An 18,144-nucleotide genomic window follows, 5' to 3' on the forward strand; every position below is an offset into this window, starting at 1 on the left:
GGGCGTGGACGAGTCGTTTCGCCGCGCGGTGATCGCCGCCGCGGACGGGGCAGTGGACGGTGTACTCGCCATGTCGCCGGCCGACCTCGGTACGGCCCCGCTCGGGCCCTACCGCGCGTCGATGCGCCGTATCAAGCTGCTGGTCGGCGCGTACCTCGTCGATGGCGGTCGGCATACCGGGGACGCAGCGCTCATCTCGCATGCCGTCGCACACGCGGAGGCACTTCGGAGCATGCAGACAGCCTCCGGGCTGTTCCTCGGCGGCGACAACATCGAGTCGCCGCCTGACTCCGCGTTTGCGATCAACGACGTGTGCGACGCGCTCGAGCTCCTCCGGCGTGCCGCTGCGTCGTCGCTGGTGCCGCTCGAACAGATGCTCGGCGCGATCGCCGACGCGGCGACACCCCCCATGCTCGCGGGTGGCGTACACACACCCAACCACCGGTGGGAGCTCACGGCGGCACTTGCGAGGTTGTACCGGCTCCGGCCTGACCCCGCCGTGCGCGTGCGGGCCGAGCAGTGGCTCGCCGAGGGCATCGACCAGCAAAGCGACGGGATGTACTCCGAGCGCAGTGCCAACTACGCGGCACACGTGTCGAACCCGTCGCTCGCCGTCATCGGGGACGTGTTCGACCGCCCGGATCTGCACGACGTCGTGGTGCGCAACCTGGAAGCCACCCTCGGGCTGATCCTGCCGGACGGCTCGGTCGAGACCGTGCACTCGCGGCGCCAGGACCAGCGCGGCGAGCCGTTCCCGCTGGCGCCGTATCTGGTGGCCTACCGGCGCTTCGCGATCGAGCGGGGCCGCGGTGACTTCGCGTGGGCGGCCGGACGCGCCGCGGCGCAAGGCGTGGCCGAGCCACACACCGTGCTGACTGAGATGCTGCTCGACCCGCGGCTGGCGGAACTACTGCCCGGCGCAGAACCGCCTGCCCCGACCCGCCGCGAAGCGTGGGGCGCCTCGGGACTCGTCGTCGATGCGAACCCGGCGCGCACGCTGGTGCTCTACGGCGGCTCGGACTATCCCCGACAGCGGCGTATCCGTTCGGGGCTGGCGAACAACCCCACCTTTCTGCGGATGTTCGCCGGCGAGGTGGTTCTCGAATCAGTGCGGCTGTCTCGCGATTTCTTCGGCCTCGGTCCGTTCCGCGCCGCCGGCATCGAGCACGACGGTGATGCGTTCGTCCTCAACGAGCGGCTCGAGGGGCGCTACTATCACCCGCTCACCGGCGGTGATCGGCGCGCCGACGGCGCCTATGACCTGGTGGACGAGGGGCGGTTCGCCGCGGCGATGTCTTTCGGCGACCGCCGGTCCGACACCGTCGTACTGCGCACCCGGCTTGTCGCGCGGCCGACCGGCAACGGTGTCGAACTCGAGATCGTCACCGACGGACCGGCCCTGCCGTGGGCGCTTGAGTTCGCCTTCCGTGATGGCGGCGAGTTCAGCGGCGGATCGGAGGGGCCGGACGGCTCGGTACGGCTGGATTCGGGCACCGCGTGTTACCGCTCGGGCGGCAGCACCGTCGAGTTCGGTCCCGGCACGGGGGAGGCGGGGCCCGCCCGGTATCAGCCCGGGGAGGACTACTCCTACCTCGGGGCAACCGATGCGGCGGGAGGGCGCCGGGCGTACATCGTCGGCAGCGCTCCGGGTGTCGCGCGTGTCCACATTCGCGCCATTTGACCCCTGCCGCTTCTTCGGCTTCGGCAAGTTCCCGTGTCGTAAGCACCGGAAAGTGTTCATGATCATGGGTTAGCAGGGTAGGTGTGGTGTCTATGGACGACGCATACCCGGTTCAGTACGCCGTGGAGTATCCGGATCGGCCCCTCAATCGCGCCAGTACCTTCTTCAGGCTCTTCGCGGCGATTCCGATACTGATCATCCTCGGCATGGTGTCCAGCGGCACCTGGCAGTGGACACATGAGACCGGCACGCTGGTCGCCGCGGGTGCCGGCGGGTTCTTGTTCCTCCCGCCGCTGCTGATGATCCTCTTCCGGCGGAAGTATCCGCTGTGGTGGTTCGAGTGGAACCGGGAGTTGCACCGATTCGGCAATCGGGTGGTGGCCTACCTGGCGCTGATGGACGACCGTTATCCGTCGACGGACGATTACCAGGCCGTCCACCTCTACTACCAGCATCCGGACGTGCCCAACGAGCTGAACCGCTGGCTGCCCCTGGTGAAGTGGCTTCTCGCGATCCCGCATTACATCGTGCTGTTCTTTCTCGACATCGCCGCGATCGTGATGGTGATCATCGCGTGGTTCGCCATCCTGATCACCGGCAGATACCCGCGCGACCTTTTCACCTTCGTCGAGGGCGTCATCAGGTGGCACAACCGGGTATTGGCCTACTCGGTGGTGTTGGTCACCGACCGGTACCCGCCGTTCCGGTTCGGCCCGTGAATTGACCAGGAGTGGTGGAAAACACCAGCGCCACCCTGATTGAGGTTGGTCTACGACGTCCCGTAGTATGGGGCGCCTTGCCCTCCCGACAGTACGGAACAGAGAGGACGCGGACTCATGACGGCAGTAACGCTCGTTGTCGGTGGTTTGTTGACGTTGGCCGGGATCATCGCCTACGCCGTCTCCGACGCGGCGAGCGCCACGGCGCTGATTCCCAGTGTGGTCGGTGTGCTGCTCCTTGTCTGCGGACTGCTCGCGCGCAAGGCATCGATCCACAAGCACGCTATTCACGCGGCCATGGTGATCGCTCTGTTGGGAGCGCTCGGCTCATTGATGAACGTGGTGCAGATCGGGGATCTGATCGACGGGACGGCTGAGCGGCCCGCCGCGATCGTCGTCAGCATCATCATGTTCGTGATCCTGGTGGCCTACTTGGTGCTCGGCGTACGCTCCTTCATCAGCGCCAGGCGCCAGCGCGTCAACCCGTAGCGGCCGGCATCCGCCTGGGGCTGGGTTGCCGCCTACCCGGCCTCGCTGTCGATCGTCTTCGACAGCTCACTGGCCAGCGCGCCGAGATCCTCACCCTGGTACACGCCGGCGAGTTCGTCGAGTAGGCGGGTCAGGACGTCGACCTGAGCGGGCGTCAGCATGGCGGGCAGGCCGGTGGCCGGGGCGTCATTTTCGAGTTGAGCCCGGAGCCGGGCCGCGTACTCGTCCCGGTTCACCGGGTTCCCGGCCCGGTCCCGCTCGGCGGCGGTCGGGCGTGGCGGGATGACGCCGGCGGCCGGGGGAGTGCTGAACTCGGCATGCTCCGCGCAGTAGTCGGTGCCCCGACTCAGGTCGGACGTCCATCCCACCGCGTTCTTGCGGGCCCAGGCCGAGGCATCGGCGTCACTACGCCAGCGTTCCGCCGCCGGAGGCTCAACTTGAACTGGGCATCCGGCGACATCGCAGCTGAGCACGATTCGCCGGGGCGTGGCACCACGGCCGGACAGGTGGAGGCTCATGGCTATGACTCTCTTCTCGCCGATCCACGGCGGCCCTTCCGCGGGAAGACCGGGGTCTGGTCTTCGCTCTCGGCCGGGCTCACGCTCTCGTTGTGATGAGAGTGGGTGTCGTCGGACTCGGACGCTCCTGTCAAGGTTACCCGCTCGCCCGCGAGCCCCCCATGATCATTGGCACTAAACCCCTCGTATCGGTGGGAAAATGCCAATGATCATGGGTCGGGTGGCCTGGCGGCGAGGAATCTGCGTGCGACGACGCGCCAGCCGATCAGGAGCGCAGCGAGCGTCAGGGGCGCCACGATCACGAAGGGCAGCGCCGTCCCCTGCCCGGAGACCGCACGCAGCGACATGCCGACGACGACGGTCGCAGCCCAGATGCCCACACCGGCGCGGACCGGCGACAACGGCCACCGCCAGGCCCGGGTAACCAGCCAGCCGACGGCCGCTGCGACCACGAATGGCCATGCCGACTCCGCGAACCCCTGCGGGTCACCGACCAGCGCCGGGCCGTCGTGGGTGCCGCGTCCGGCGAGCACAAAGCCAAGGGCGATGACGAGGTCCACCAGCGCCGCGGTCCATATCGAGCGGCCGCTAGCCGGCCAGGTCTTGGCCGCACGCATGCCATCGGTGGCGGTGCGGGACGGGTTCATGGTGGGCCTTCGGTTGTCATCGTGAGTTGTCACGAGTCTAGATACCCTCCGACGGCCGGTCGCCCCACCCATCCCGGGATGGGTGGGGGTTGGTGGCGAGCGGCGCGACCCCGATGATCATTGACACTTGCCCTGGCTATCACCGGTATAAGTGTCAATGATCATGGGCAGAGCGTGGGGAGCCAGATCCGCATGGCGGTGGGTTTGCGCTCCGCCCATTGATGGCAGGGGCCGAGCCGGACCTCAATGGGCGCGCCGGTAGGCGGCCGGTTGACGTCGGCATCGCTCAGGTAGGGCCAGCGCGCTGATCCGTCGGCACCGGAGACGACGAACCCCTGCACCACCACCTGCCCGTGGCGATCGGCCGGGCGGACACTGGTATCGACAACGACGTGGTCCAGCCCCACCCCGTCCGGCAGGTCGATAGCCTCCGCGCAGTACACGAGTGGCCCACGCTCGACGGCCACACATCCGCGGATCGCGTCGATGCGGTGGTCCGGCCAGGTGAAACGGGGCGTCACCGGTAGTCGCAGCCGGACCTCCTCGCCGGCCACGAACTCCCGATCGACAACGGCCACTCCCGGCGCGACGTCGCGTTGCCGCCCGCCTTCCTCGAGCACCGCGCCGTCGGCCCAGGCCGGGACGCGCAGCCGCAGCGCCATCGAGCCCTCCGGCGGCTCGGTCACGCGGACGGTCACCAGACCGTCGTCCGGATACGCGGTCTCCACTTCGAGGCCGGCCACCCGTCCGTCGCCCAACTCGGCCCGCACCCGGGCACTCGCGTACTGGAGCAGTGTCACGTCGCGTTCGCCGACGTCGGCGGCGTAGGTGTGCCACGACGCGAGCGTGCGGGCGACGTTCGTCGGGCAGCACGAGACGTCGAACCAGGCGGCCCGCGCACTGCTCTCCGCTCGCATGGACACCTGATCGTCGCTGGCCACGTCGCCGGCTACCCGCTGGTGAAGCGGATTGGCGTAGAAGAACGCCTTGCCGTCGGAGCGCGGTGAGGTCGCCAGCACGTTGAACGACGTCCGCTCGATCAGGTCGGCGTACTTCATGTCGCCGGTCGCGAGATACAGCCGCCAGGACACCATGATCGAGGCGATACCGGCGCAGGTCTCGCAGTAGGCCCGGTCGGCGGGCAGTTCCCAATCCTCACCGAAGCCCTCGTCCTGGTGCCGGGACCCCATTCCGCCGGTGATGTAGGTACGACGCGCCACCGACCAGTCCCACTGCCCTTCGATGGCGGCGAGCAGTTCGTCGTCGTCACCTTCCGCCGCGACGTCCGCCGCCGCGGCGGACAGATAGAGCGCGCGAACGGCGTGCCCGCGCCACGCATGCGCGTCCCGGATCGGCACGTCGTCCTGGAAATAGGCCCGGCCTAGCGGAATGTCCCGGAGGAGGCCGTGCCCGCGCCGGTCCAAGAACAGCCGGGCCTGGTCGACGTATCGGTCTTCGCCGAGCGCCCGGCCCAGTTCGACCAGGCCCAGCTCGATCTCCGGGTGCCCGCAGATGCCTTCCCGTCCACCGGGCCCGAACTCTGCACAGACGTGATCGGCCGCGCGGCGGGCGATCTCCACCAACTCGTCCGGTCCGCTGGTGCGCAGCCGGGCGACGGCGGCCTGCAGCAGATGCCCGACGCAATACAGCTCATGGCCCATTTCGAGGTCGGTGTAGCGCGCGGGCCGGTTGGGATGACCGTAGTAGGTGTTGAGATAACCGTCGGCGTCCTGGGCGCGGCCGATGCGGGCGGTCAGCCGTCGGATGCCGTCGTCCATGCCGGGATCGCCAGAACGGGCGAACTCCCACGACATCGCCTCGATCAGCTTGTAGACCTCGGAGTCGGAGAAAGACCACCCTGGGCGCTCGGCCTCGGTGCGGCCCTCGGCGACGCGGTCGAAGTTGGCCAGCCACCCCAGCCGTTCCATCCAGCTCTCGCAGTGCTCCAGAGTCGCGGCCGCGTTTGTCGCCTGCAATGTCGACCAGAAGCCGGGGCCGAGGGCGATTTCGCCGAGCCCCAGCGGACGGCGTTCGCCGCGCGAGGGAACCACCGGGCGCCCGCCTGTCGGGTCGGTTGCGGTGACGGTTTTGTTCAGGGTCACGCTTGTGCTCCTCAGGATCTTGCGCGGCCGGCTGGCCGGGGACGGGCGTCGTTCTCGCTGGTCAGTCCTTGACGGCTCCCGCGGTCACGCCGCTGGCGACGTAGCGCTGGGCCACGATCAGCAGGACGGCCGCCGGAATGGACGCGACCACGGCGGTGGCCATGATGGAGTTCCACTGGGTGGTGTTGTTGCCGATGTAGGCGTAGATGCCCAGGGTGATCGGGATCATGTCGCCGTTGCGGTTGAGCGTGGAGGCGAAGATGAAGTCCGACCACGCCCACAGGAACGCGAACAACGACACGGTCAGGATCGCGTTGCGGCTGACCGGCAGCACCACCGACCGGAATGTCCGCCAGGTATTGGCGCCGTCCACCTTGGCGGCTTGAATGAACTCCTGCGGGATGCCGGACATAAAGGTGGTGAACAGCAGCACCCCGAACGGTACGGCGATGGTCGAGTTGGCGACGATCAGCCCGCCCACGGTGTTGAGCCACCCGAGCCGGATGTAGATGGCGTAGAAGCCCATCGCCATCACCACACTGGGGATCATCTGGGCGATCAGCAGCAAAAAGCTCATCGAGCCTTTGCCTGGAAGCCGTAGCTTCGCCAGCGCATACCCGGCGGGCGCGGAGATCACCAGCGTCAGCAGCACGCAGCCCAGGCCGATGATCAGGCTGGTCATCAGGTTGGGTAGCTGCTGGTTGAAGACGTCGACGTACCCCTCGAACGTCGGATTCCACGGGAACCAGTGCGGGGGATCGGCCCGCATGTCGCTGGTCTTGGTGAGGGAGACGTTGACCATCCAGTAGACGGGGAAGAGCATCACCGCGGTGAAGAAGATGCCCAGCGCGGTCTTCCAACGGGTGCGTTGTGGCGTCATGACCGCTCCTCCCGTCGCTGGAGGTAGAGATAGACGAAGCCGGCCACGAGCGCGAACACGATCAGCAGGTTGCCCACCGCGGCTGCCTGCGAGAAGTCCGGCTGTCCGGTGCCGAAGGCGCGCCGATAGGACCAGATCGCCAGCGTCGTCGAGGCGTTGCCTGGACCACCCGTCGTCATGATCCAGATGACGTCGACCACCTTGAGCGTGTAGATCAGCCCGAGTAGGAGGGTGATCGCCGAGACGGGCCGCAGCAGCGGCAGGGTGATGTGCCAGAACTGCTTCCAGGCGTTCGCTCCGTCGAGTGAGGCCGCCTCGTAGACGTCACCGGGAATGTTCTGTAGCCCGGAGTACAGGATGACGAGGTTGAACGGTATGCCGAGCCAGATGTTGGCGATGATCACGGAGACCAGTGCCCACTGCGGGGAGGTCAGCCAGTTGATCTGGCCGATCCCGAACGCACCCAGGAACGAGTTGATGATGCCGTTCTCGCTGTTCAGCATCCACGACCAGGTCGACGCCGACACGATCAGCGGCAGCAGCCACGGCACCAGGAACAAAGCCCGCAAGGTTCCCGAGAGCCGGAAGTTGTTGCGGAAAAACACCGCCAGCGCCAGCCCGATCGTGAACTGCGCACCGATGGAGACGAGGGTGAACAGGATGGTGTTGCGTACCGCGACACCGAACGCGTTGGATGTGATCACGTCGGTGAAATTGCTGAAGCCCACGTAGTCGGCGTTGCCCTGCACAAACGCGCGTGGCGTGTAGTCGTGCAGGCTGAGTTCGACGTTCCGGTACAGCGGGAACGCGTAGAAGACCACCAGGTAGATGATCAGCGGTGCGATGAAGGCGAGTGCGGCCCAGCGCTGGGCGGAAGAACGCCTCCGGGTGCCCGGTTCTCCCCGCCCGCTGCGGGGAGAACCGGTCCTGGCCGTCGCGTTCGTGCGGGCCGGTGACTCGACGGTGTGAAGCGTCGGTCTCATGGGTGTCCTAGATCAGTTGAGTGCCGCTTCGGCGTCTGCTTGGGCTTGGTCCAGCGCGTCGGCGGGCGACATGGCGCCGCTCAGGGCGTTCTGGACAGCCGTCCAGAGTGCTTCGGAGATCAGCGGATAGTCGGTGCCGAGGTCGTCGCTGGTGCGCCCCTTGGCGTTGCGGACGGCGTCGACCCACGGCTCGAGTTCCGGGCTGGACTCGAGCAACGCTTCCTGCCCGGCGTGTGTGGGCGGGATGTAGTAGGCGAACGTGGTCGCTGTCTCCACCAGCCCTTCCGGTGTCGTCATACACTCGACGATCTGCGTGGTGACGTCGTAGCGGGCCTCGTCGCTTTGCACGGGCGCGGTGATGAACTCGCCGCCGGTAGGTGTCGGGGCGACACCGCCGTCCCGGCCGGGCAGCGCGATGACGCCCGTCGGGAAGTCAGCTTCGGCGGCACTGTTCACCTGCCAGGTGCCGTTGAGGGCGAAGGCGAACCGCCCGGTGAGGAACTCTTCCCACACGGTGTTCTGGGAGTTCGTGATCACTGAGTTGGGTGCGTAACCGGCGTCTACCCAGCTGGTCCACAACTCGAGCGCCTCGACGGCCTCGGGGGAGTCCAGCGCGCGAAGGTCCGCGCCGGCGCCCCAGTACCAGGGCAGGAACTGGAACGATCCCTCTTCGGTCCCGATTCCGGCGAAGGTGATGCCTTGCGAGCCGGCGGCGTCGATCTGTTCCAGCGCCTCGGTGAGCGAGCTCCAGTCGGAGATGGCGTCCGGGGCGACGCCGGCCTCGTCGAGGATGTCTTCGTTGTAGTAGAGGGCCAGCGTGTTGGCGCCGATGGGGATTCCGTACGGTTCGCCGTCGACGACGCCCGCGGCGAGGAGGTTCTCGTCGATCTCCGAGGTGTCGAAGCCGAACTCGTCCATCGTGGTCAGCATCCCGGTGTCGGCGAGGGTGGAGACGGCGGGGTTGTCCAGCAGAATGATGTCCGGTGCCGAGCCCTCTTGAGCGGCAAGCAGTGCCTGGTTGGTCAGTGCCGTCGTGTCGTAGGCGGTGCGCTCGATCGTCACACCGGCCTCGTCGCCGCACGCGTCGACCCGCTGGGCCCAGTCGGACGAGTCTTCGTGCTGCGGGTACGGATCCCACCAGGTGTAGGTGCCGCCTGATGCGGTCGTGCCGTTCCCGTCGCCGTCGTCGGACGACGAACACGCCGCCGTGGCGGCCACACAAGCGGCGATTCCGACCACACCGAAGACTCGCATGAGTCTGTTCGGACGTGTCATGGCTTTCCTCCTTGAATCTGGCAATTCATGGCACCCACTGGCCGTGGGTGGATATGTCGTTGACGAGCGGTGAAATGTTGGTCGTGGTCCCTCAGCTGGCTGGGCCCGGAGCCCCTGTGCTGCCCCGGTCGATGAGCTCCGGGGAGATGAATCGCACGACGTACGGTTCCTCGCCCTGCTCGGTCGACTCGATCCGCCGCACAAGCTGGCGCACCGCCATCCGGCCCAGCCGGTCCGGGGCGCTCTCGATGGAGGAGTACGGCAGGGAGAACGTGCGGGCGAACTCGTCGGAATACCGGCCGATCACCGAGAGATCGTGGGGTACGGCGAGCCCGCGGGTATGCAGGACGGACGGCAAAGCCGCGGCGGCGGCTTCGTTGTTCAGCAGCAGCCCGGTGGCCGCGGGATGTGCGTCCAGCAGGGCGTGCAGGGTCTGGCCGATGGCCGGCTGTCGGGATTCGCCGAACACGGCATGAAGCCGGATCTCACGCCTTTCTGCCTGCTGCAACGCGGCGTCCTGCAACCGCCAGACGTAGGCGCCACCCCGTTCCACGACATGTTCGGGCTGGGACACCAGGATCAGCTCCCGGTGTCCCAGCGCATACATGTGCTCGATCATCATCCGGCCGGCTTCCTCGAAGTCCAGGTCGAAGACGTCCAGGCCGGTGCAGTCGCCGGGCAGTCCGATCAGCGCACCGGGTTGCGGGGCGGCTCGCAGGATCGGCAGCCGGAGGTCGTCCTGGGCGACGTTGAGCAGCACGATCCCGTCCACCATGCGGGAGTCGGTGATCCGGCTGAGCGCTCGCGCGCCGTCGGCCTCGGTCACCAGGAGGATGTCGTAGTCGAGTTCGCGGGCGGTGTCGGAGACACCCAGCATGTACTGCAGCATGGCGGGCGCGAACTCGTCTTCCAGGAACTGCGCGAGCAAACCGATGACCATGGTCTGCGACGTCGCCAGCGCCCGGGCGCCGGCGTTGGGGGTGTATCCGAGCCGGCGCACGGCGTCGTTGACCCGCTGGCGCACCTCCGCGGAGATGGTCCGCTTACCCGACAGGGCATACGACGCGGTGCTCCGCGAGACCCCCGCCGCCTGGGCGACATCGCCGATGGTGACCAATCTGTCCTCCGTGAAAGCGAACCGGTTCGAAAGCCTGACGGTACCTGGCCGGGCTGGGGTCCTCGCGGACTCATCTGATGATCATTGACGATTAACCCCCGGATGCGGTGGTTAAGTGCCAATGATCATGGGTCCGCGAGAACCCCGGTCCCCGGCGTTGTCTATCCGGGCGACATCAGGGCCGTCCGAGGCGTTTGCTGTTGAACTCCGCGATGGTGATGTTGTCGATCACCGGACCGTACGGGGAGCGCAGCAGAATGCCTGGCCACGTGTCCGACGCGTAGGTCTCACCGTCGAAGTTGGGCTGCTCTTCGGCGGAGAACGTGATGGTGTTCGCTCCCCGCTCCAGCTCCACCGGCACGGTCATCTCCCAGAAGTTGTTCTCGTGGAACGACGGCGGGAAGAGGACCATCTCCGGGTCGGCACCGTTGACCGAGATGTCGGCGTGCCGCGCCACCGGGTTCGGGTTGTAGTGCGTGGGCGGCGAGGTCTCCGGGTTGGAGTACCGGATGCGCATCGCATAGGTGCCGGCCTTCTTCACGTCTACCTCGAAGGTGAGCGTGTTCGAATTGCCCGGATCGCCACCGATACCCGTGACCGCGGCCCCGGTGCTGGCCAGGGAGAGTTCCGCGACGGCGGCATCTCCGTCGAGCTGCGCGTCCTCGGCCTGGTAGACCGTCGACGCCAGCTGGTCCGTGGCCGGCGTGACACCGATGCGGTCGATCAGCGTCGTGCGCGACGTCCCGGTGATGGTCACCTTGTTGATGCCGCCGGACAGAGAGACCGCTACCGACGACGACGTGGGGCCTACCCGCATGACGTCATGGCCGTTCACGGCGAGCTGGGCCTGGCCCGTGCCGAGTGTGTGGACATCAATGGTGGACTCCGCGTCGTCGGCGGAATACACCCAGAAGGTGACCGAGTCGCCCTCGCCGACTTCCACCGCGCCTGCACCGGAAGAGCTGCGCCGCTGGAGCTGCGCGTGGGCGTAGACCGGGGTGGCGCCGTCCAGCTCCGCGAGCTCGGCCTCGTAGGTGGCCGTGGCGGCCTCGGGGTTGGGCAGAGCCAGGGTGATGCGGTCGATGAGCGCGTCGCCCTGGGTGGCGCCGGAGCCGTCGAGGCTCTGCGCCGCCAGGCTGATGACGTTCTCGCCGGCCTTCAGATCGACGGTTGTCTCCGTGTGATCCCAGACCACCCACTTGTACCCGAGTGGCAGGAAGACCTCCTGCTCGGCCTCGCCGTTGACCCGGAGGAACACGTTGGTCGGGCCCTGGTCCTGAACGAGGTCGAACGTGTAGTTGGAGTTGGCGAAGACGCGCAGGTCATAGGTGCCGTCCTCGGGGACGTCGACGGTGAAGTCGAGCACCCCGTCCGAGCCGGTGCGCAACCCACCGACGTTGTAGCCACCGGAGGTGTAGTACCCCCAGAGATTCGACGGCGATCCTTCTGGACCGTTGAGGCTGTAGCCGCTTCCGGTGTAGGTGGCGTCCTCGGCCTCGAACGAACCTTCCCACAGCTTCGGCGCCACGCCGGTCGGCGAACCGTCACCGGCCGGGGTGAGGACGATCTCGTAAGCGGACGACTCCTCGAGCTCGGGCAGGGAACCACCGAAGTCGAAGGTGACCCGGCCGTCCGTGACGTCGAAGACCTCCTCGGTGATCAGTTCAGGCGGGCCGGAGTCGCCGATCTGCCCGGTCCACGGGATCTCGCGCACCCAGGCGTGCACCCGGCTGCCGAAGATCTCGTCCGGAACGTTCTCGAACTCGACCCAGGCCGGCCCGGTGGTGCCGCCGAAGAGCGCCTTGGCCCTGGACTTCTCCTCGTCCAATGTGCCGATGCCCTGGAGGGTGTAGTTGACGCCCGGCGACGGCGGCGTGACCTCGACAGTGTGCCCGGTCATCCGGCTGTACGTGTGCAACAGCCACCACTGGCCGTTAGCCCGGTTGGCCTCCACCGCGGAGTCGGTGAGATTGCCGTTGACGTTCCAGAACGCGATCATCGCGTCGACCTTCGAGTCCTCGATCGCCGAGACCCACTGGATCATCTGACCCGGTACGGACGTGTGGTAGTTGTGGGCGTACTCGTTGACGTTGATCGGCAGCTCGGTGCCCTCGTGCTCGGTGCCGGCGAAGACTTCGCGTTCCCATTGCCGGAACCGGTCCACCGAGGTGCGGATCTGAGCGGGGTGGCTCAACTCGTGCCACGAGATGATGTCTGGAACTGTTCCTGCCTCGACGGTGTGCTCCATGAACCCGCGGACCTGGTTGTACAGGATGCTCGTGTTCGGTCCAGAGATCCGGATGTCACCGAGCTTCTCCCTGATCAGCGCGTACACGTCGTCCCAGGCCTGGAAGTAGTCCGTTGGATCGTTGAGCCAGCTGACTCCGTTGTAGCTCCACTGACCGGTGCCGAACATGTTGCCTTCAGGCTCGTTGAACGGCTCGATGACGAGGTGATCGCGGTACCTGGGGTCGAGTTCCAGGATCTGATCCAGCTGCGTCTCGATGACCTCCATGAAGCCGGAAAGCTTCTCGTCGGGCGTGTCACCGGGCCATTGATAGGGGAAGCCACGGTAATAGTCCGTCAGGCGGACGTAGATGTCCCCGCCGGACGAATCGGCCATCGGCCCGACCACCTCGAGGGCATCGGACCCCGGGTGCTGGGCGCCGTCTTGGCCCTTCGTGGCCACGGTGCGCAGGTTCATGCCTTCGATGAGGTTGTTGGAGGGCAGGCCCGGGCCGTAGAGGCCGTAGAGCGAGCCGGAGGCGCCCCCGTGGAAGTCACCGGTGTTCGTGCTCAGGTCGACGGTGAGCTGACCCTCCCTGATCACAGTGACGTTCGCGGTGACCTCCCAGTTTCCGGCCGTGCCGGAAACGGAGAAGGTGCCGAGATCGGCGTACTCGTCTTCGTCGATCTCGTCCCACTCGATGCCGAGCGGGCGGTCGTAGCCGTCGGAGAACGTGGCCGGCGCGGTGTCCGGCAGCTCCGGTGCGGCACCGATGGCGGTGGTCACGTCGAACGTATCTTCGGTGAGGCCGGTGGGTGTGGGCATCTCGCCTCCGACGACGTCGGCGACCTGGTCGGCGGACAGCGCCTCATGGTAGACGCGGAAGTCGTCGATCGCGCCGGCGAACAGCGGGTCAGGGTAGAAAGACTTGCCGATGAAGCCGGCGATGCTCGGCGATCCGGTGAGGAGGTCGCCTGCGGTGAGCGACGTCGGTGTGGAGTCGATGGCCGCACCGTCGAGGTACGTGGTGATCTGGCCAGCGCCGGTGTCGAGGGTGACCGTGAGGGTCTTCCACTCCTGCGCGGGCAACGCCGCCGAGCCGGTGTTCTGGTCTTCGTTGCTGCCCCCGCCGTTCTGGGTGATGGCGGTCCGGATCAGGCCGTCGCTGTTGTACGGCGTGCTGAAGAGATACCGCGTGGAGTTGGTGCCGAGGGCATAGATCCACTGCCACGCCGTGTTGCCGCCGTCCCATTTCACCCGCGTCGAGACGGTCAGATCGGTCGCATCCTGCAGGACGCCGATGGGCATCTCGACGTAGGCGCCGTCCGAGTTGGGAGAGCCACCGGGCAGCTGTAGTGCCGTGCCCTCATCGGCGCCGTCGACCAGCGCCGCGGTCTCGCCGTTGACCAGCGCGGCGTTCCGTCCATGCCCGGATGTGTCCTCGATGGTTCCGGCGGACAGGTCGGCGGATTCGAAGTCGTAGTGGACTGCTGGTTCGGGCGGTTCGCCGGTGTCTGCCGGTGCGGCCGCTCCGGCGGACACTGTGCCAGCGATAAGCGTGCTCGCGAGCAGTGCTGACAGCACGCCGGCGCGTGCTCGTGTCGGTCTCAATGGCAACATCCTTGCTGCTCCTGACGTTGTCGCGGGTGTGTTGTCGCGTCTACTCCGGGGCAGGGTGGGCGGTGGGCCTCCCTCTCGTCGACCTGTGTCGAACCGGTTCGACAATGCGCCGATTTTCGCGTCCGGATTCCTTGTGGGATTGTGTCCGGCTGGTTACGTGCAGGGTATGGCGAACCATTGTGAACGCTCACAAAACTCCAGTCAAGAGGCAACTTTGTTGCGACCTCACGTCGCAAGGCTTCTGCCCGGCGCGAGATAGGCGTTGGCCTGCCTGCGGTGGCCCTGTTTCCCTGACGGCCGTCCGTTCGATCGAACCGCTTCGACAACCTGCACAAAAAAAACTGCTCAGCCGCTAACGGTTGACAGCAGCGCGTGTCGGTCGTAGCTTCCGGAGATCCGGGTGCGCTCAGGGCACGCGTCCCGGCACGAAAGGGGGGCATGTGCGGCTTGAACTCGCCGATGTTCGGGGGCCAACAGGTAGTTCGCCAACGGTTGTTCGAGCCGTGGCACGAATGTCCCAGGAGCTATGTTCTCGGGACGTCACGTTGACCTGATCACCTTCCGCGTCCTCTTCGCAGTTCTGACGAACCGTCCTGCGACACACGTGCGAAATTGAGAAGTCGCGCCACCATCCGGACGAGCCGGCCTAGCGCGTCGTTCACGTGCACTCGGTTGCCTACCGAGTGACACGAGGCACTGCGTTGGCTTCGCCGACGGCGTGCTCGTGTCCAGACTTCACGAGAGGGGCGCAGCCATGAAAAGACGGACCCGAATCGCCATACTGGGCGTGGCCGTCGTGGCACTGCTGGCCGTCAGCATACCGGCCACAGCTGATCCGGACCACCGGATTGATCATCCTGGCTCCGGAACCAACGGACCCGATCAGCATTCAAAGAACATGAAGCTGCTTGGGAATAGCCCGAACCCCGACGCGGTCAACTCCGACCTTGCCTTCGACGGCAAGCTGACCTACGCCGGGAACTACGCGGGGTTCCGGATTCTGAACACCGCGGCGCCAGCGAATCCCAAGGTCCTGGCCGACTTCTTCTGCAACGGCGCACAAGGCGACGTGTCGGTCTACGGCGGGTTGCTGTTCCGATCGGTGGACACTCCGCAGTCGAGTGAGGACTGCGACAGCGAGAACGTCACGGCGAGCACCCCCGGGATGTTCGAAGGCATCCAGGTGTTCGACGTGAGTGACTCGACCGCACCCGAGCACCTCGGCTCGATCCAGACCGACTGCGGCTCCCACACGCACACCCTGGTCCCGGAGCCGGACCAGAACCGGGTGCACATCTACGTGTCGTCGTACCCCTTGACGCTGGCCTCCCAGGGGCCCGAATGCCAGCAACCCCATGGCTACATCTCCATCATCACGGTTCCGCTCGACGACCCCGTCGACGGGGCGACGGTGACGACGTACGACCTGGACCCAGCGACGACGGTGTCCACCTACGATCTCGACGCCATCTTCGGCACGCCTCCAGGCACCCTCGGCACCTCGACGTTCAGCGGCTGCCACGACATCAGTGTCTTCCTTGAGCTGAACATGGCGGCGGCGGCTTGCTTCGAGGAAGCGCAGATGTGGGACATCTCCGATCCGCTCAATCCGCAGTTCCTATGGCGCTACCTGAACGACGCGATCGATCCCGGCAAGCTCGACCTGTTCCATTCCGCGGCGTTCAGCTGGGACGGCGAGGTGGTCGCGTTCGGCGACGAGTCCGGCGGCGGGGCGTTCCCACGATGTGTCGACCCGACGGATGACCAGGGCCGGGTGTGGTTCCTCGACGTCGAGACCGGTGAGGAGCTGGCGAGCTTCAAGCCGCCGCGCTCGATCGAGGGCGTCTGCACTATGCACAACTTCAACTTCATCCCGCTCAAGAGCGGTGCGAAGGTCCTCGTGTCCGCCGCTTATCAGGGTGGAACCACCGTCGTCGACGTCGACGCGCTCATCGCCGGCGCGACCGAGGCCGATGCCGAGATCGGATTCTACGTGCCGTCCGGCGCGGACACGTGGTCGTCGTACTGGCACAACGGCTTCATCATCACCAACGACATCGTCCGCGGTGTCGACATCATGCTGCTCAGCGACAAATCCCGTGCAGGAGCGGTCAAGTTCGGGTTGAACAACCCGCAAACGCAAGAGTCCCTTATCCGCTGAGTCATCTGTCGTGAAGGGCCGCGTGGCCGCCACGGAAAACACGGAGGCCACGCGGCGTCCGAGCTCACAAGACTGCAAGGAGCGAAGCATGCGGAAACACGTTCACGCATCAATCGCCGCGGCAGCTGTCGTACTGCTGGTCAGCGCCGCGGTGCCAGCGATCGCCGATCATGACCCCGACCACGAACTCGACGTCAAGAGCCGGCCGGCGCCGGCGGAGCTCGGCGTTCCGCCTGGGCAGGCGGATCACCGGGACTTCCCCAGCATGCGGAACATGCACGCCCTGGGGCAGAGCCCCCATCCGGCGGCGTTCGAGGTACCGATCGCGGAGCGGGAGATCAGCTCCGACCTCGCGTTCTGGGGCAAGCTGGCGATCCAGGGCAATTACGACGGGTTCCGGGTCATCGACATCTCGTCACCAGCTAAGCCCAAACTGATATCGCACCCCCGGTGCAATGGTGACCAAGGCGACGTCGTCGTATGGGAGAACATCGTCGTCCGGTCCTGGAACTCGCCCGCGCCGGAAGGTCGCCTGTGTATGGGCGAAGAGGTGCCGGTTGGTTTCGAGGGTGTGCACGTCTTCGACATCAGCGACCCGGCGAACCCGGAGCTGCTCACCGCTGTAGAGTTCAGCGCGGTCGGCGCCGAAGAACGGGGTACAGCCGACGGGTGCGGATCGCACACATCGACACTGGTTCCGGACCTCGACAACAACCGGCTCATCGTCTACAGCAACAACTCCAGCGGTGACAACCGGCCGGTGTGTGATGCGATGGACATCATCGAGGTGCCGATCGACGACCCCGCAGCGGCCAGTCATATCGGCTATGTCCCGCTGATGGACGGCACGCTGGGCACAAACAACGGCTGCCACGACGCTGGCGTGATCCTCGGTGACGTCAATATGCTCACCTGCGCCAGCGGCCATGCGGCGAACGTGTTCAGCATCGGCGAGCCAGGCGGCGGCACGCTGGAAGAGCCGCTCTGGCTGTTCAACATCGAAGAAGAAGACCCGGAATCCGGCGTGAAGGTCGGCACTCCCGGCGTCGGGCGGTGGCACTCCGCCGCGTTCACCTTCGACGGCGAAGTGATCATTCTCGGTTGGGAGCCAGGCGGCGGCGGTCAGGCCCGCTGCACGGCGGACGACCCGGACATCAACAAGAGCCTGTTCTTCTACAGTGCCGAGGACGGCTCGAAGCTGGGCCAGTGGGTGCTGGAGAACCCGCAGGGACACGACGAGAACTGCACCATCCACAACTACAACGTCGTGCCGCTGCGCAGTGGCGACTATGTCCTGGCCAGCGGTCACTACCAGGCCGGAAGCTGGATAGTCGACTTCACTGGGATCCAGGAGGGTGTCGAGCCCGAGTCGGTTGCCTGGGCCGACCCGCCGTCGCTCGGTCCCGGCCCGTTCTGCACCACGACGTGGGACGGTGAGGACACCCCCACGGATGGGTGCCGCCTCGGCGGATCGTGGTCGTCGTACTGGTACAACGGCACCTTCTACGAGAGCGACATCACTCGTGGGTTGAACATCTACAAGGTCAGTGATCGCGCGCTGGCCGGCGCCATCAGGCTGCCACACCTCAACCCGCAGACCCAGGAGTTCACCCTCAGATAACGAGAAGATGTGCGGTTGACGGTTCCCGCGCACCACAGATGGGCCCGCCGGACGCACCGGCGGGCCCATCGCTGTGTGTGGCCGACGCCGTCAGCCACCGTTGA

At 66.4% G+C, this 18,144-nt stretch carries 13 protein-coding genes; 5 read left to right on the top strand and 8 right to left on the bottom strand.

Annotated elements, in window-relative coordinates:
- Positions 1–4 precede the first annotated feature (4 nt).
- The 3 genes from F7O44_RS08720 (at position 5) to F7O44_RS08730 (ending at position 2,889) form a co-directional block, all read left to right on the top strand.
- Positions 5–1,681, top strand: a complete 1,677-nt coding sequence (locus F7O44_RS08720) for a hypothetical protein (protein ID WP_222851189.1) — start codon at positions 5–7, stop codon at positions 1,679–1,681.
- A 92-nt stretch (positions 1,682–1,773) separates the two neighbouring features.
- Positions 1,774–2,400 (top strand): DUF4389 domain-containing protein, encoded by a 627-nt coding sequence (locus F7O44_RS08725; protein ID WP_162449821.1) that lies wholly within the window; start codon positions 1,774–1,776, stop codon positions 2,398–2,400.
- A 117-nt stretch (positions 2,401–2,517) separates the two neighbouring features.
- Complete coding sequence (locus F7O44_RS08730; RefSeq protein ID WP_162449822.1) at positions 2,518–2,889, top strand: hypothetical protein; 372 nt, start codon at positions 2,518–2,520, stop codon at positions 2,887–2,889.
- Positions 2,890–2,921: 32 nt separating this feature from the next.
- Here the strand turns inward: F7O44_RS08730 and F7O44_RS08735 are convergent, their stop codons facing one another.
- The 8 genes from F7O44_RS08735 to F7O44_RS08770 form a co-directional block, all read right to left on the bottom strand.
- Positions 2,922–3,407 carry a hypothetical protein gene (locus tag F7O44_RS08735; RefSeq protein ID WP_162449823.1) on the bottom strand — a complete coding sequence of 162 codons (486 nt, stop codon included), beginning with the start codon at positions 3,405–3,407 and terminating at the stop codon, positions 2,922–2,924.
- A 209-nt stretch (positions 3,408–3,616) separates the two neighbouring features.
- Positions 3,617–4,087 (bottom strand): DUF3054 domain-containing protein, encoded by a 471-nt coding sequence (locus F7O44_RS08740; RefSeq protein WP_222851190.1) that lies wholly within the window; start codon positions 4,085–4,087, stop codon positions 3,617–3,619.
- A 128-nt stretch (positions 4,088–4,215) separates the two neighbouring features.
- The gene (locus F7O44_RS08745) at positions 4,216–6,156 is read right to left on the bottom strand and encodes a beta-L-arabinofuranosidase domain-containing protein (RefSeq protein ID WP_162449824.1); all 1,941 of its coding nucleotides are present in this window, start codon (positions 6,154–6,156) and stop codon (positions 4,216–4,218) included.
- A 61-nt stretch (positions 6,157–6,217) separates the two neighbouring features.
- Positions 6,218–7,036, bottom strand: a complete 819-nt coding sequence (locus tag F7O44_RS08750; RefSeq protein WP_162449825.1) for a carbohydrate ABC transporter permease — start codon at positions 7,034–7,036, stop codon at positions 6,218–6,220.
- The gene (locus F7O44_RS08755) at positions 7,033–8,019 is read right to left on the bottom strand and encodes a carbohydrate ABC transporter permease (protein WP_162449826.1); all 987 of its coding nucleotides are present in this window, start codon (positions 8,017–8,019) and stop codon (positions 7,033–7,035) included. Before F7O44_RS08755 ends, F7O44_RS08750 begins: the two co-directional genes overlap by 4 nt.
- 12 nt (positions 8,020–8,031) lie before the next feature.
- Positions 8,032–9,294: a sugar ABC transporter substrate-binding protein gene (locus tag F7O44_RS08760; protein WP_222851191.1), complete on the bottom strand. Its 1,263-nt coding sequence runs from the start codon at positions 9,292–9,294 to the stop codon at positions 8,032–8,034.
- A 91-nt stretch (positions 9,295–9,385) separates the two neighbouring features.
- Positions 9,386–10,411: a LacI family DNA-binding transcriptional regulator gene (locus F7O44_RS08765; protein ID WP_162449827.1), complete on the bottom strand. Its 1,026-nt coding sequence runs from the start codon at positions 10,409–10,411 to the stop codon at positions 9,386–9,388.
- A 175-nt stretch (positions 10,412–10,586) separates the two neighbouring features.
- Complete coding sequence (locus F7O44_RS08770) at positions 10,587–14,249, bottom strand: LamG-like jellyroll fold domain-containing protein (RefSeq protein ID WP_222851192.1); 3,663 nt, start codon at positions 14,247–14,249, stop codon at positions 10,587–10,589.
- A gap of 763 nt (positions 14,250–15,012) precedes the next feature.
- Between F7O44_RS08770 and F7O44_RS08775 the strand changes: the two genes are divergently transcribed.
- Both F7O44_RS08775 and F7O44_RS08780 read left to right on the top strand, forming a co-directional pair.
- Positions 15,013–16,419, top strand: a complete 1,407-nt coding sequence (locus F7O44_RS08775; RefSeq protein ID WP_162449829.1) for an LVIVD repeat-containing protein — start codon at positions 15,013–15,015, stop codon at positions 16,417–16,419.
- Positions 16,420–16,507: 88 nt separating this feature from the next.
- Complete coding sequence (locus F7O44_RS08780; RefSeq protein ID WP_162449830.1) at positions 16,508–18,040, top strand: LVIVD repeat-containing protein; 1,533 nt, start codon at positions 16,508–16,510, stop codon at positions 18,038–18,040.
- The last annotated feature ends 104 nt before the right edge of the window (positions 18,041–18,144 follow it).

Origin of the sequence: Phytoactinopolyspora mesophila (assembly GCF_010122465.1) — a bacterium.
Taxonomy (GTDB): domain Bacteria; phylum Actinomycetota; class Actinomycetes; order Jiangellales; family Jiangellaceae; genus Phytoactinopolyspora; species Phytoactinopolyspora mesophila.